At 44.6% G+C, this 13,183-nt stretch carries 17 protein-coding genes and 2 pseudogenes; 11 read left to right on the top strand and 8 right to left on the bottom strand.

What is annotated here, in order from left to right:
* Nucleotides 1-19 precede the first annotated feature (19 nt).
* A pseudogene (locus LC065_RS16675) lies at nt 20-1,250 on the top strand (MFS transporter).
* Nucleotides 1,251-1,281: 31 nt separating this feature from the next.
* Here the strand turns inward: LC065_RS16675 and LC065_RS16670 are convergent.
* From LC065_RS16670 to LC065_RS16645, 6 genes are all read right to left on the bottom strand, one after another.
* Nucleotides 1,282-1,395, bottom strand: coding sequence for a DUF4021 domain-containing protein (locus LC065_RS16670; RefSeq protein WP_306163957.1), 114 nt, complete (start codon nt 1,393-1,395; stop codon nt 1,282-1,284).
* Nucleotides 1,376-2,959: a phytoene desaturase family protein gene (locus tag LC065_RS16665; protein WP_371933352.1), complete on the bottom strand. Its 1,584-nt coding sequence runs from the start codon at nt 2,957-2,959 to the stop codon at nt 1,376-1,378. The genes LC065_RS16670 and LC065_RS16665 overlap by 20 nt, the downstream gene beginning before the upstream one ends.
* Entirely contained in the window at nt 2,956-4,065 is a 1,110-nt protein-coding gene (locus tag LC065_RS16660) for a glycosyltransferase family 2 protein (protein WP_226588964.1), read from the bottom strand. Before LC065_RS16660 ends, LC065_RS16665 begins: the two co-directional genes overlap by 4 nt.
* Nucleotides 4,066-4,082: 17 nt before the next feature.
* Complete coding sequence (locus LC065_RS16655; protein WP_226588967.1) at nt 4,083-4,745, bottom strand: lysophospholipid acyltransferase family protein; 663 nt, start codon at nt 4,743-4,745, stop codon at nt 4,083-4,085.
* Complete coding sequence (locus tag LC065_RS16650) at nt 4,726-5,499, bottom strand: carotenoid biosynthesis protein (RefSeq protein ID WP_306163569.1); 774 nt, start codon at nt 5,497-5,499, stop codon at nt 4,726-4,728. The genes LC065_RS16655 and LC065_RS16650 overlap by 20 nt, the downstream gene beginning before the upstream one ends.
* Nucleotides 5,500-5,616: 117 nt before the next feature.
* The gene (locus tag LC065_RS16645; RefSeq protein WP_226588971.1) at nt 5,617-6,126 is read right to left on the bottom strand and encodes a DoxX family protein; all 510 of its coding nucleotides are present in this window, start codon (nt 6,124-6,126) and stop codon (nt 5,617-5,619) included.
* 587 nt (nt 6,127-6,713) lie between these two features.
* On the opposite strand from LC065_RS16645, the gene LC065_RS16640 reads away from it, so the two are divergent.
* From LC065_RS16640 to LC065_RS16630, 3 genes are all read left to right on the top strand, one after another.
* Nucleotides 6,714-6,938 carry a DUF1659 domain-containing protein gene (locus LC065_RS16640; RefSeq protein WP_226588973.1) on the top strand — a complete coding sequence of 75 codons (225 nt, stop codon included), beginning with the start codon at nt 6,714-6,716 and terminating at the stop codon, nt 6,936-6,938.
* Nucleotides 6,939-6,957: 19 nt separating this feature from the next.
* Nucleotides 6,958-7,170 (top strand): DUF2922 domain-containing protein, encoded by a 213-nt coding sequence (locus LC065_RS16635; protein WP_226588975.1) that lies wholly within the window; start codon nt 6,958-6,960, stop codon nt 7,168-7,170.
* 260 nt (nt 7,171-7,430) lie between these two features.
* Nucleotides 7,431-7,574 carry a YvrJ family protein gene (locus LC065_RS16630; protein ID WP_089654787.1) on the top strand — a complete coding sequence of 48 codons (144 nt, stop codon included), beginning with the start codon at nt 7,431-7,433 and terminating at the stop codon, nt 7,572-7,574.
* 75 nt (nt 7,575-7,649) lie between these two features.
* On the opposite strand, the gene lepB is transcribed toward LC065_RS16630, so the two are convergent.
* Nucleotides 7,650-8,171: a signal peptidase I gene (gene lepB / locus LC065_RS16625; RefSeq protein ID WP_226588977.1), complete on the bottom strand. Its 522-nt coding sequence runs from the start codon at nt 8,169-8,171 to the stop codon at nt 7,650-7,652.
* A 295-nt stretch (nt 8,172-8,466) separates the two neighbouring features.
* Here lepB and LC065_RS16620 point away from each other — a divergent pair, with 295 nt between their 5' ends.
* Nucleotides 8,467-8,634: an aspartyl-phosphate phosphatase Spo0E family protein gene (locus LC065_RS16620; RefSeq protein WP_226588979.1), complete on the top strand. Its 168-nt coding sequence runs from the start codon at nt 8,467-8,469 to the stop codon at nt 8,632-8,634.
* A gap of 111 nt (nt 8,635-8,745) precedes the next feature.
* On the opposite strand, the pseudogene LC065_RS16615 reads toward LC065_RS16620, so the two are convergent.
* A pseudogene (locus LC065_RS16615) lies at nt 8,746-9,905 on the bottom strand (aminotransferase A).
* A gap of 110 nt (nt 9,906-10,015) precedes the next feature.
* On the opposite strand from LC065_RS16615, the gene LC065_RS16610 reads away from it, so the two are divergent.
* The 6 genes from LC065_RS16610 (at nt 10,016) to LC065_RS16585 (ending at nt 12,904) form a co-directional block, all read left to right on the top strand.
* The gene (locus LC065_RS16610) at nt 10,016-10,165 is read left to right on the top strand and encodes an FbpB family small basic protein (protein WP_226588984.1); all 150 of its coding nucleotides are present in this window, start codon (nt 10,016-10,018) and stop codon (nt 10,163-10,165) included.
* A gap of 115 nt (nt 10,166-10,280) precedes the next feature.
* The gene (locus tag LC065_RS16605; RefSeq protein WP_226588985.1) at nt 10,281-11,132 is read left to right on the top strand and encodes a patatin-like phospholipase family protein; all 852 of its coding nucleotides are present in this window, start codon (nt 10,281-10,283) and stop codon (nt 11,130-11,132) included.
* A gap of 2 nt (nt 11,133-11,134) precedes the next feature.
* Nucleotides 11,135-11,470 carry a hypothetical protein gene (locus tag LC065_RS16600; protein ID WP_226588987.1) on the top strand — a complete coding sequence of 112 codons (336 nt, stop codon included), beginning with the start codon at nt 11,135-11,137 and terminating at the stop codon, nt 11,468-11,470.
* Entirely contained in the window at nt 11,467-12,171 is a 705-nt protein-coding gene (locus LC065_RS16595) for a DNA alkylation repair protein (RefSeq protein ID WP_226588989.1), read from the top strand. The genes LC065_RS16600 and LC065_RS16595 overlap by 4 nt, the downstream gene beginning before the upstream one ends.
* A 60-nt stretch (nt 12,172-12,231) precedes the next feature.
* The gene (locus LC065_RS16590; protein ID WP_306163568.1) at nt 12,232-12,594 is read left to right on the top strand and encodes a hypothetical protein; all 363 of its coding nucleotides are present in this window, start codon (nt 12,232-12,234) and stop codon (nt 12,592-12,594) included.
* Between the two features lie 109 nt (nt 12,595-12,703).
* A complete protein-coding gene (locus LC065_RS16585; protein ID WP_226588993.1) occupies nt 12,704-12,904 on the top strand; it encodes a PLDc N-terminal domain-containing protein in 201 nt (66 codons plus the stop codon).
* The last annotated feature ends 279 nt before the right edge of the window (nt 12,905-13,183 follow it).

Genomic DNA, 13,183 nt, shown 5'->3' with positions numbered 1-13,183 from the left:
TACAGAGAGGAGGGGAAAAATGAAACCCACCCAGATCCGTTTAGGGGTGAAAGCCAATCTGCTTACATTTTCGCTTCTTGTTATCATTAACTTTTTTGTCGGTTCAATGGTCGGTTTAGAACGAACCATTTTGCCGATTCTCGGAGAAGAGCTTTATGGAATGGCTTCAACAAGTGCCGCCCTTTCTTTTATCGTCAGCTTCGGTTTTTCAAAAGCGATGATGAACTTTTTCGCGGGAAACATGGCGGACCGGTGGGGGAGAAAACGCGTGCTTTTAGGTGGCTGGTTCATCGGTATGGTCGTGCCTCTGCTTGTCATTTTCGCTGAGGCATGGTGGATGATCGTCGTAGCGAATATTTTCCTTGGAATCAATCAGGCCCTTACGTGGTCAATGACGGTCAATATGAAGGTGGACCTTGCTAAACCTGAACAAAGAGGTTTAGCGGTCGGATTTAATGAATTCGCGGGTTACATTGGTGTCGCTGTAATGGCCGCCGTTTCAGGTTACGTGGCGTCTCGTTATTCGCTCACACCAGAACCTTTCTATATCGGAATCGTACTCGTTCTCATAGGTTTTTTCTTATCATGGTTCGCTGAAGATACAGAAAAGCATGTTCAAAGCCAGGTGAAAAAGAAAGACACGATTGCTGCTTTTTCTACAAAAGAGGTCTTTAAGCAAACCACATGGAAAAATAAAAACTTATCGAGCAGCAGTCTGGCTGGTCTGACGACGAACTTGAAAGATGGAATGGCCTGGGGGGTTGTTTCCTATATTTCTGAGTGCAGGCGGACTGAGTGTGGGGCAAGTAGGGACAGTGGTCGCGTTGTACCCTGCCGCTTGGGGATTCTTTCAATTATTCACAGGCATATGGAGTGACAAAATCGGCAGAAAGAAGCTGATTGTGACAGGAATGCTGCTTCAAGGGCTTGCTCTCTGGTTTATTCTCCTCGTTCAAACGTATAGCATGTGGCTGACCGGAGCCCTCTTCTTAGGAATCGGTACGGCAATGGTTTACCCAACCATCCTAGCCTCGATCAGTGATGTGGCACGTCCGGAATGGAGAGCCTCTTCTATGGGAGTTTACCGTTTTTGGCGCGACAGCGGCTATGCATTCGGAGCGATACTCGCAGGAGTTTTCACGGATGTCTTATCCGTTACGTGGGCGATCGGGATCGTTGGGGCGCTTCCGGTATTATCTGGCATCCATGCACTTTTTAGAATGGATGAAACCTTATCTTTGGATGATTAAAAAAGAGGGAAGCATGGCGCTTCCCTCTTTTTTATTTGTTATGGTTGTGCTGGCGATCTTCTTCTTCCGTCTCAAGCATGCCATAATCGCCATTCATCGCCTGTTCATCCTGATCGACACCAAGGTCATTGGTTATGGGATTCATCGGCCTTTTTTCTTCTTTTCTCGGTTGGTTGCGTTTGTTCTTCTCCATTCCGGACACCTCCCGTTTTAGCTTGCCTGAAAAGAGGAGGTGTTATTCGATTTGGACAATCTTTCCGAGAATTTCGTTGGCGACGTTCTGTCCGCTCAAAACGACCATCGGAGACCCGCCGCCCGGGTGTGTACTCCCCTCCACAAAACCAGAGACCATCAAGGTCCTGAGATTTATTGAAGGGTCTCATGAAAGCCTGCGACCGGCGGTTTGAAGACGGCCCGTATAACGATCCTCGATAAGCACCGAAATGACTTTGGATATCCGCTGGATCCCAGACTTTTTCCACCTGGATATGATCTTTGATAGGAACGCCTGCTTCCTGAAGTCGATCATAAATGTGGTTTTTATAGCCTTGTTTATCGTATCCGTCTTTTTCATTGAGCGCGGGAGCGTTGACAAGGATAAAACAGTTATCCCCTTGAGATGAGACAGAATAATCCGATTTGGAAGAAGTGCAAATGTAGATCGTCGGATCGTCAGCGTAATAGCCGCTTTTTAAAACATTGAATTCCTTTTTATAGTCCTTCGAGAAAAACAAATGATGGTGCTTCAAACGGCTGAGTTTCGTATCCAGTCCAGCCATAATGACAAAGGCAGAAATGGAAGGATCGTAGCCTTTCAACTTCCGATTCGTCATGTTGCGTCTCTGTTCCGAATCGATCAACTCCGGAACGGAATGGAGGAGGTCTCCATTCAAGATAACATGGTCCGCCTCATAGCGCTCGCCATCTTCTGTTTCGACTCCCGTCACTCTTTGATTCTCGTGAAGGATATGATTTATTTTGGTTCCGCTGTACAGGTGGACACCGACGTTCTCCGCCGCTTTAACGAACCGATCTGCAATCCGTGTGTTACCCCCGCGGACAAAATACACCCCATCATTCCACTCAAGATGACCAATCATACTGAACGTGGCTGGTGCTTGATAAGGGTTGGATCCGATGTAGGTGGAATACCGGTTTAATGATTGAATGATCTTCGGATTTGAAAAATACCGTCTGAAAAAGTGGTCCATCGATTCAAGCGGACGTACCTTCGTCATGCTTTTCGCTAGAGAGGGGGAAAGGTAGTCGAGCCACCCATTGAAGGTCCTGTGTAAAAAGTGCTTTTGGGACAGGTGGTACAAGCGTTCGATTTCTATAAGAAAATCTTCATACATGACATGACCTTTAGGATCCATTCTTTCAAGCTGCCGTTTCATATACGTTTGATCTGTGGAAAAATCAAAAGTCGTTCCATCGTAAAACTCATTTCTCGTGTGGGTGACGATTTTTGCAAAAGGAAGCTCCTCACGAGGTTCAAGTCCCCCTTGACGAATGACGTCCTGAAACACTTCAGGCATCGTGATCGTATTGGGACCAAAATCAAAATGGAATCCAGATTCATCGACGCTCATCATTTTTCCGCCAAAGTGTTCATTTTTTTCGAACAGCCTCACGTCCACTCCATGTTTTGCGAGGGTCACAGCAGCAGATAAGCCGCCGAGTCCGCCCCCGATGATGGCTACTTTCATTGATAGAACCTCCCTTTCCATTGGTATTTTTCCCCTCGTTTATGTACAAACATAGACGCCATCATAATCGAAATCAGGAGTACAACCGCAACGGGCAGGAGGAAGGAAAGCCATAACGGATGACCTGTCCGTGCGTCCACGTACATCTTGAACGCAACTGTCAAAAGGTACGGAAGTAAAAAGGCAAAATCACCGGTAACCAATCCGACTATGGCAAAGCAGGCGGGGGCTAAGAAAACAACAGCATAAAATAAGGTCAGGAACAGGACCATACCCACTGATCGACCAATACCTGTGTACACATTTTTTTTAAAGCCTTCCCACGTCTCCTTACCAGAAACATACATATAGGAAAGGACGGATTTTGTAATGTTGGCGAGAATCATCTTGTACCCGTGTTTTTTCACTTCTCTCGCAATATGTACGTCTTCGACCAGAGAGTCTTTGACGGATGCATGACCTCCGATCGCTTCATATGCTTTTCTATCAATTATGATAAATATCCCGCACGCAGCCGTGAACATCGGCTTCTTCGTGTGGTTGGCGACGAACAGGGGGAGGTGGAGCAGGACGACCATATGTTGAAGCGGGACGAGCATATGACTGAGAAAATGGTTATTCGGGTAATTCGGAAATCCGCTTAACATGCTCGCTTTTTTCTGCTGCATCATGGCGAGCGCTTGTTGAATGGTGCCAGGAGCGACACGCGCATCGGCATCAAGGAATAAGTAACATTCGCCATTAGCGGCCTGGGAGAGCTGGTGACACGCATGAACTTTCCCGTTCCAGCCTTCCGGAAGCTCTTTTCCTTGAATCACAGAAAAACGTTCATCATCTGCCACCTGTTCGTTGAGCTTATCTAATGTTCCATCTTCCGAATGATCATCAAGCAGGATCACTTCCAAGTCGGGATAAGTAAGCGAACGCAACGACCGGATCAGCCCCTCCACATTGCCTGCTTCGTTTCTTAACGGTACGAGTAGCGAAACAAATGGCTGGTCTTCCGGCTCTCTTTTCGCAGATAAAGGATAAAGGAAGAGACTGTTATAAATCGTCCACACATTCAAAACGATGGTCATGATCAAGAGAATAAAAAATAGCGACATGACGATTCCCCCTTCCATTACAATTTTTTAAAGGATTGAAGATTTTCTTCAATGACGTCCTGCCGTAATTGATCCAGCTGTTTGGTTGCCGACTCTTCAAAATATCGTGTCATCTCTTTTCTGGAGAGGCCCTCGTATTCCAGTGGGGGGAGAGCATCTCCCAGTCGTATGTAGGCATTCGGCTTTTTCGTATGCTCAAGCGCATAGTATAGGGAAACAGGTACGACTTTTATGTCTGGACATCGCTGAGTAAGGTAACTGATGCCTGAAAAAAATTCAAGCGGTCTCTTCTCGAGGGGCTGTTCATTCCCTTGAGGAAAGATCCACACCGTTTTGTCCTCTTCTAGCAAACGCTTGCTATAATGTAATGATTGCACTAAATGGCGGCGATCATCACCGTTCACTGAATAAGCTCCAATTCTCCGAAAGAAAGGAAAGCGGCGAATGCCCTCTTCATGCATCATGCCATATCCGTCTGACTTTACGAGACGATCGTTGATGTAAAAAATAAATAGCGGATCCCACCATGTCGAATGATTGATAAGAAAAAGGGTCTTCTCATCAGGTACGGAAGAAGGGGGCTGGATTAGAATATTGTTGAAATGATAGTTTAAAAATAAACGGTTGAAACGGGTGAAACCCCACTCTATCCATGACGTTTTACGTGCGGGTTGAAACATTTGATCTCCTCCAAAAGTACAAGCCATACCATAAGAGTGTAAGGGTACTCACGAACGTAATCGCCCCATACAACCGTCCGGTGAATGCGATACATATAAACAGGAATATAATCAGACCGAATGTCAGGACCATCCTTTCAGGCCAAGGATGGATGTTTCTCTCTTCTACATCCCTGTGAATGAATAGGAAAATCAGGTGAAACAGTGCAGCCAGAACAAACCAGCCAAAGAAGTTGGAAAAAGGGATATCGTAATAGAAGTCAGGATCTTCCCAAATCCAATATTCCTTCACCTTGAAGGAGACTGGATCAAGGATGAGGTCCATCGTCACCGCTGCGAGCGCACCTGTGACAACAAAAATGAACCGACTGACCCAAAGACTCCATCCCTTCGATAGAATACGGGCCAGTTCATGAGAGCACCCGATAATCAAAAGCCATGCAAATCCAATGGTAATGGGGGTGTCCACAATTTTTAATCCGAAGTTATCTGTATAGTGATAGGCACCGAATAAGAAATTGTATTCTACACCTAGGTGTTCTACGTAAATACTGACGAAAATGATGATCAAGCTGTAGATGGTCCCGCGCCCAACACCGTACATTTTAATAAAATAAATGCCTGCGACGATGCCGGCAGAAATTAAAAAAACGCTGTTCGCCCATTCGAGCCAGGGGGGCAGCCAGTCGAAAGTTACTAAAAACACGCCACATATGTACCAAAAAATAAAAAAACGGTAGATATAGTTTGCCATAGGACACCTCTTTCATCGTACGGTCCTTAAAAGAATGATGTATAAAATCATCATACCTCATCCAGAAGTAAAATAAACGAAAAAAGCCCTATGCGCGGTGACATAGGGCTTGATGTATTATTGATGAGCAAGTCTTCCTCTTCCCATGTGAAGTTTGGTGCCTTGTTTTTTGAGCATTGGCAAGACCCAGCGATCTAATCCATAACGTCCGGCATTGGCACCGGCAACAAGAAGGAAGATCGTGAGCAGAACCATCTGTGGGTTCGTGCTGACCGTTCCGCTGAATAAGAAAGCGAAGTTCATGAGAATGCCACCGAAAGCAGCTACGTTCGTGAATAATCCTAAAATAAGTGCAATACCGACGAGAACTTCTCCCCACATGACGATGAAAGCGAAAAATTCATGATTCGGAAGGGCGAATTGTTCAAGGAATACAGCCCACCATCCCTGGACAGCCGGGTGCGCGCCTTCTGCCTTCGCAATGGCTCCATTCAGAAAACCACTCACTTCAAACCCGCCTGTAATTTTTCCGATGCCAGCAGTCAACCAGGCATAGCCTAGATAAATGCGGAAGACGGTAAGAATCATAGCAATCACCTTGTTGTTTCGTAACAGTTCATTCAACATGACACTCACTCCTTATAAAAGTTTGTTCACCATTTCACATGATGTTGTGTAAGAAGATCTCTTTCTTACAATTCAAGTATAAGGTGAGAAGGAAAGAATATCCACGATTTGCTCATCACTTCACAATATGTTCAATTAGTTATGTCAGGATTATGAAAAGACGAGTGTTTCTATTTACATTTGAGGGAAGGATAAAATATACAAGGAATAGAAAACAACCAAAGCAAACGCTTTAAATATTTGCTATGATAGAGAGGAAAGAGGGGTGGAACAAGGATGGAAATGATCATGTTTTTTGTCAGTATCATTGTAATGTTAGGACTTATAGGATTAACGATTTTTGATCACGGTTGATACTTAATGAAGAAAAGCGTCCGGGGAAGGATCCATCACAGGTTCCTTCCCCGGACGCTTTTTTGTTCTTTAATAAAAACTCTTCAGTGATTCTAACCCCGTGAACCCATCTTTATTTAATACCCCCCTCATTCACGAAAACATGGAGAATATCCCGATATAAAGAAAAAGAATACGTACGACACTTTTTTCTCTTTCTCCTTCGATTATAGAAGTGAGAGGAGGTGAAGCAGATGGCCGTAAATACTTTGAAAGTAGACAGTCGCTTGCAGCTTGTCTTTTCAACAGGAACAGATGAAGACGGAAACATGGTTCTTAAACGTAAATCATTCAACAACATCAAAACAAATGCTACAGACGAACAATTGCATGAAGTATCTATCGCTCTATACCCGTTACAGCAGCACATCCTTGTCGATATCGCTCGTGATGACCGCTCTGTATTGACGGAATCATAATCAGGTAGGAGGAGAATATATGAAAAAGCTGGAGCTGAAATTTTTAAATGAAGAAGGAAAAACAGTCACCATCAGCCTCGACGATCCGGTAGAGCCCGTCGATACTGCCCAGGTCACTGCTGCAATGGACGCCATCATTGCCCAAGGCTGTTTTTATTCCAACGGGGGAGACTTTGTCGAGAAGAAAGAAGCACGTATCGTCGAACGCAACGTCTTTGATATCTCATTCTAAAAACGAAAGAGCCGCTATCCAAAGTAGCGGCTCTTTTTAGCAAAAACAATCATGGAGATTGATCAAATAATTATTGTGTAAGGCTTGGTTTCGGATGTTTTTTGAGTGGATAGAGCTGCGGGGAATGACTCGCTCACCGCCCGCCCATGGAAAGCGAACCTTTTCCCGGAGCCCCTAGAAGTACACAAACATCACGAAACTGACTCTTCCAGAAACGGGAGCTTATATAAAATTTCAGGAGAAGAGGTGAAAGGATGGGGATTGATGCGTGGATTTCAATTTTAGCGGATGTTGGTTTTCCTGTGGCGGTGACGTTTTACTTGCTGCACCGTGTGGAAGGAAAACTTGATCAACTGATTGAAACACTACATCAGCTGCCAGAGAAAATCGTCACGACTAAATGAATGCACAGCTCTGCTGATTCACAAATAGGAGGAAATCAAACGACCCGCCATTTGACTGGCGGGTCGTTTGTCAGTTTATTTCGTTAGGCCCCATTCATTGAAGGGATAAATGATCAATTCGGTACGTCCGATGATTTCTTCCTCTTCGACAAACCCAAGTCCATTCCGGCTGTCTTTACTGATGGAACGGTTGTCTCCCATGACGAAATATTTTCCTTTTGGAACTTCGATGGGACCGAAATCTCTCGTAGAGGACGCTGCCTCTTCCGTCAAGTATTCCTGGGTCTGCTCCTCACCGTTTACATACAGTTCATGATTACGGATCTCCACTGTGTCTCCCGGCTGTCCTATGACTCGTTTCACATAACTTTTAACAGGTCTCTCAATGATGACGATATCCCCTCGTTCAGGTTCATCTACATAATATATAATCTTATTGAACATGACACGTTCCCCGTTTTTGAGGGTAGGGTCCATGCTGGCCCCTTCAACAATCGAAGTGGCAAAGAAAAATGTTCGTAATATAAATGCGAGTGTAATGGCAACAGCAATGGCTTTCAACCATTCCAACCATTCTTTTTTAGATTGCTCAGACAAACTCATCTTCCTTTCTAGATGAACATAGAATATCTCAACCTTAATTTTACCATATCGCAACGGAAAGAAAAGGTGCGGGAGAAGGGTTTTACGAAATTGTAAAGTCTCCTTACAGGTATTATCTTATTTTATCGCCATCTGTCGAAATATCAGAACCTTTACCGATTGTCTTTACAAGAGTATAGAAAATTGAGATAATTCATTTCGTGCAAGAATTGGATGCGAACACACATTCTTTTCGTTTTTTTTATAAAAGGTGTACAATAAGAGGGAAGAATAAGTCAGGAGGTAGTCGATGGTGCAAGTGGCCGGCAAAGATCCTCGTATTGCTGAATTAGAGTATTTGCGTAAGAAAATGACGGAAGTGGCGTTTGAAAAAGGGTTGTCGAGCCCCGAGTCTGTGAAAATCAGTCAACAACTCGATGCCCTTTTGAATGAAGTACAAAAAAATGAGCCGAATTAAAAGAACTCATGGTATCTGCATCCATGAGTTCTTTTTATGTCTTTTTTAAAAGGATCTTCGAGACGGTTGAACAGTGGTTCCCCCTGTCTTCCTTGAAGATCTACATAAAGCTCAATCCTCTGTTGAGATGAAGTCCTCCAGGCGTTGGAGGCCTTTTTCCAAAGTAGCCATACTGTAGGCATAGGATAGGCGCATATAGCCCTTCCCATATTCTGAAAAGGCATCCCCTGGAACAAGGGCAACTCCTGCTTCTTCTACGAGCTGCACAGCACGTTCGAACGTTGTCTTTCCATTCAATGGGAAGTTCAGGAAAATGTAAAAGGCTCCATTAGGCTCAGCAAATGAAAGGCTCATTTGGTTGAGGCGTTTGACGACGAACGCTCTTCTTTCTTTGTAAGCATCACGCATTGATTCGGCTTCTTTTTTTTCCGTTGGTCAAAGCCTCTAGTGCCGCGTGCTGACTGATTGAACTAGCACAGGAGACATTGTACTGATGTACTTTCAAAAGGTGCCGGCTCAGCCAGGAAGGGGCGAGGAGGTACCCGATTCTCCAGCCGGTCATACTGTGGGATTTCGACACCCCGTTAATGACGATCACCTGGTCGCGAACATCGGAAAAGCTTGCTATAGATGTGTGCGGACGATCATATACAAGTTCACTGTATATTTCATCGGCTAATAAGAAAATTTGATGCTCTTTGATTACATTCGCAATTCCACGCAGCTCTTCTTCCGTCAAAGAAACGCCCGTTGGATTGGATGGATACGGCATAATAACGGCCTTCGTTTTTGAAGTGACCTTCTCTTTAATTTTATCCCCCCGTCAACTTAAATCCATCCTGACTTGTATCGATGAACACAGGGGTCCCACCGGCCAAGCGGATCAGTGGTTCATACCCGGGATAGACAGGACCTGGCAGCAGCACTTCATCCCCAGGCTGTATAATCGTTCGCAGCGTAATATCAAGCGCCTGGGAAGCTCCCACAGTAACGATGATTTCTTCTTCCGCTTCATAATCGAGTCCATAGGAATCTTTCACGTGCTGCTGTATCGCTTTTCTGAGGGGCAGCATCCCGGCATTATGCGTGTAGCTCGTGTGATTATTTTTAATTGCCTGAACGCCTGCTTCTTTCACTTGAGGAGGCGTGGGGAAATCAGGTTGTCCAATGGTCAATGAAATAACGTCTTCATAGTGGGATACCATGTTGAAAAAACGCCGGATTCCTGATATTTCTATTTGCTTGACTTTTGGATTGATGAAGTTTTCCAATGCGTATTCTCCTTCTTTACATAAAGTTAACAAAATGTTCAAACAATTATTGCGTGGAATTTGATGAATTTTGTTATTATTTAAAATAAGCCTATGAAAGGAGTTGTATAATGAGAAGTTACAAACGAATTTCCTTTGAAGACTTAGTGGATCGTAACAAACGACAACTGTTGAACGATCAGGAAGCCATCGAAAAAATCGAACGTCAAATAGATGAAAAACATACAAGAAAAAACGATTCCGATGCTTATGTAAACTGATGATATCACACCAAAAACCAACCGCATAGAAGCGGTTGGTTTTTTACTTTTCTAAGAGAACGTGGCAAAATATAGATAAAGGAAACAAATGAGAAAAGGAAGGTGTTTATATCCTATGGATGATGTTGGTTTAGTTCTTGAAGGCGGAGGGATGAGAGGCGCATACACCGCAGGCGTGCTTGATTTTTTTCTCGATGAAGACATTCACATCCCCTATGTGGTTGGAGCATCTGCGGGAGCATGTAATGGCAGCTCTTACGTCGCGAAACAACGGGGAAGGAACTATGAAGTGATTGTTGAATACGGGGCGCATCCAGAATACATATCGTACAAAAGGATGATTACGAAACGTCAGTTGTTTGGAATGGATTTCATATTTGATAAGCTTCCTAATCAACTTGTTCCGTTCGATTATGACACATTCCTTCAGCAAAAAACGCGTTTTGTCGTGGGGACTACAGATATGAATACGGGAGAACCTGTCTTTTACGACCGTTTTCCTGACAGGGAGAGTCTTTTGAAAGTCATACGTGCCTCGAGCTCTTTACCGATGGTCGCTCCCAGTATTCAGTATGATGGTCGGGAGTTGATGGATGGAGGAATTGCTGATCCTATACCGATGCAGGCTTCTGAGCGGGATGGGAACCAAAAGCATGTCGTTGTGCTTACACGCAACGATGGATACATCAAAGGTAGAATGAAAGCTGGCTGGTATTTCAACCGGAAGTACAAAAAGTTTCCACTCTTCGCAAAAGCTTTGCTTGAACGGCACGTCCGTTACAATCAGCAATTGCAAAAAGTGAAGGAAGCGGAACAAAACGGAGATGCGTTCGTCATCCGGCCTTTAAAGCCTTTGAAAGTGAGCAGAATCGAACGGAACCGTGACCGTCTGCACGACCTGTATGCTCAAGGATATGAAGAAGCGGGAGCCCATGCAACAAGACTGGAACGGTTTTTGCAAGTTTGATGATGATGACCTTTTCGTTTGAAAAGGAAGCGGAGATGATGGTGGCCGGGATCATTACCGTTACCTTCATGGCTTTTACTATCATCTTTTTCCTGATGAAGGAGAAAGAGGACAAACGACCGTATGGCTGGATGGTGGCTCATCTTTTCTTTTCCTTGGCTTCCTTGGTATGGGCATTTCGAACACTGTACTCCTGGTCGTCTCATGATGAACCTCAATCGATGGCATTAGCTGCGATGTCCTTTCATCTTTGGTTGGCTGCCTTTGTATGGTGTGTTTCGATTCTTTGCCTGATCGTCGGCGTACGCCTTTTTAAAGAAACGGAGGAGAATGAATGAACAGACCTACTGAATTATGTGAGAACGTGACGACAGCATTAGAAAAACATAGAGACGAAAACCAACGAATTCCTATGGAGAATTACATGAAGAATCATTTCCCTTTTTTCGGGATTAAAGCGCCTGATCGGAAACGCATCCTCGCACCTTTGCTAAAAGAATACAGAGATATCACCGCAGACGAGCGCTTGGAAGCGGCCGTCCTGCTTTTTGAAAAATCGGAAAGAGAATGTCACTACGCTGCTCTCGCTTTTCTTGAAAAAGGAATCAAAAAAGCCCCGGAACACAGCATTGATACATACAAACAATTGCTTATGACGAAACCCTGGTGGGACACGGTCGATATGATCGCATCCACGTTGTGCGGCGGATATTTTCTTCGATACGAAGACAAGCTGCGCCCCTACACAGAAGAGTGGAGAGAGTCCGATCACTTATGGGTCAGACGTTCGAGCGTCCTGCATCAGTTGAAATATAAAGAAAAGACAGATGCTCCCCTCCTTTTCGAAACGATAGATGCCCTCAAGCATGAAAAAGAATTTTTTATTGAAAAAGCAATCGGATGGGCGCTCCGAGAATACAGCAAAACCGATGCAACTGCCGTCATCGGTTACCTTAATCAGGAGGAAGTACGGCCTTTGAGCCGACGGGAAGGGTTAAAGTGGCTGAAAAGCAAACATCCACAGCTTTTAGAGGCGTGAAGTTTATTCCTTTCTATCCTTGTTCATAATGGTAAAAAAAAGAACAAGGAGCGGTAGAAGATGAATATTATGGATTGGTTCGATCCATCGTTTTTAGATGAAACCATTAGCTGGCTTGATCACGATCTATTGGATGTTTTCGGTCTGAAGCCGGAGTATGTTCAATTCTCCCTCGTTTTTCTGTTTATGCTGTCCCTCATGTGGGTCGTCAAACCAGTCATCGAATGGATGATGCTGAATCACTGGAAGACCCTATCAAGTTATGTGACAAGCAGTCTTCTAGCCCTGGTATTTCTTCAGCTAGTTGATCGTTACGCGATGTCTGACACGGGCCTCAACACTGCCCGCTTCCTACTGGTCTGTCTGCCTTCTTGCCATCAGCAGCTTCGGCTTGGTGTATGTAACCATAAGGTGGATGCGTAAGCTATATGCGCGCCTATCGAAAAGAAACAAAAGAAAAGCGGCCTGATTTGAAACCTTCTCTTTTCCTCATCGTAGAATAAGTGAGAAACGGGAATAGAGGAGGAACATCATGGAAATCGGCATCTTATTTCTAACTTTCCTAATCTTCGTGGTCGGGTTGTTAGTATTGAATATTATTACGAGTGTATGGGCGTATCGAGATTCTGTTCGCAAAGGCAGAAGTACCGCCTACAGCCTCGTCGTCCTTATCGGTACATTATTCTTCCCCTTAGTCGGGCTGATTGTTTACCTCATCATAAGAAATGACTAAAAAAAAGAGCGGGCCTCCCGCTCTTTTTTTGTGCTCTTCGTTATTAACGACATGTACATGGCAGGATTGTTGAAGACACAGTTTCGAGACTTTTTTTGAGTGGATGGGGCTGCGGGGAATAACTCGCTTTCCGCGGGAGCGCGGTGAGCCTCCTCGGACTGCGTCCTGCGGGGTCTCACCAAGCACTCTTTTCCTTTTCGATATCCGGTTCCGGCGCCTAGCGAGACTTCCCTCGCTTCTGTACGATAAGTCAACATCGAATCACTCCGTTCTTCGTGT

This window comes from Halobacillus litoralis (genome assembly GCF_020524085.2).
GTDB lineage: Bacteria > Bacillota > Bacilli > Bacillales > Halobacillaceae > Halobacillus > Halobacillus litoralis_E.
Note: the sequence above shows the minus strand (reverse complement) of the source record. Positions and strands in the feature narration are given on the sequence as shown.

Coding starts and splice junctions, on each gene's coding strand:
- LC065_RS16670 (WP_306163957.1), bottom strand. CDS start 1,395: ATGAATCCCATAACCAATGACCTTGGTGTCGATCAGGATGAACAGGCG.
- LC065_RS16665 (WP_371933352.1), bottom strand. CDS start 2,959: ATGAAAGTAGCCATCATCGGGGGCGGACTCGGCGGCTTATCTGCTGCT.
- LC065_RS16660 (WP_226588964.1), bottom strand. CDS start 4,065: ATGTCGCTATTTTTTATTCTCTTGATCATGACCATCGTTTTGAATGTG.
- LC065_RS16655 (WP_226588967.1), bottom strand. CDS start 4,745: ATGTTTCAACCCGCACGTAAAACGTCATGGATAGAGTGGGGTTTCACC.
- LC065_RS16650 (WP_306163569.1), bottom strand. CDS start 5,499: ATGGCAAACTATATCTACCGTTTTTTTATTTTTTGGTACATATGTGGC.
- LC065_RS16645 (WP_226588971.1), bottom strand. CDS start 6,126: ATGTTGAATGAACTGTTACGAAACAACAAGGTGATTGCTATGATTCTT.
- LC065_RS16640 (WP_226588973.1), top strand. CDS start 6,714: ATGGCCGTAAATACTTTGAAAGTAGACAGTCGCTTGCAGCTTGTCTTT.
- LC065_RS16635 (WP_226588975.1), top strand. CDS start 6,958: ATGAAAAAGCTGGAGCTGAAATTTTTAAATGAAGAAGGAAAAACAGTC.
- LC065_RS16620 (WP_226588979.1), top strand. CDS start 8,467: ATGGTGCAAGTGGCCGGCAAAGATCCTCGTATTGCTGAATTAGAGTAT.
- LC065_RS16610 (WP_226588984.1), top strand. CDS start 10,016: ATGAGAAGTTACAAACGAATTTCCTTTGAAGACTTAGTGGATCGTAAC.
- LC065_RS16605 (WP_226588985.1), top strand. CDS start 10,281: ATGGATGATGTTGGTTTAGTTCTTGAAGGCGGAGGGATGAGAGGCGCA.
- LC065_RS16600 (WP_226588987.1), top strand. CDS start 11,135: ATGATGACCTTTTCGTTTGAAAAGGAAGCGGAGATGATGGTGGCCGGG.
- LC065_RS16595 (WP_226588989.1), top strand. CDS start 11,467: ATGAACAGACCTACTGAATTATGTGAGAACGTGACGACAGCATTAGAA.
- LC065_RS16590 (WP_306163568.1), top strand. CDS start 12,232: ATGAATATTATGGATTGGTTCGATCCATCGTTTTTAGATGAAACCATT.
- LC065_RS16585 (WP_226588993.1), top strand. CDS start 12,704: ATGGAAATCGGCATCTTATTTCTAACTTTCCTAATCTTCGTGGTCGGG.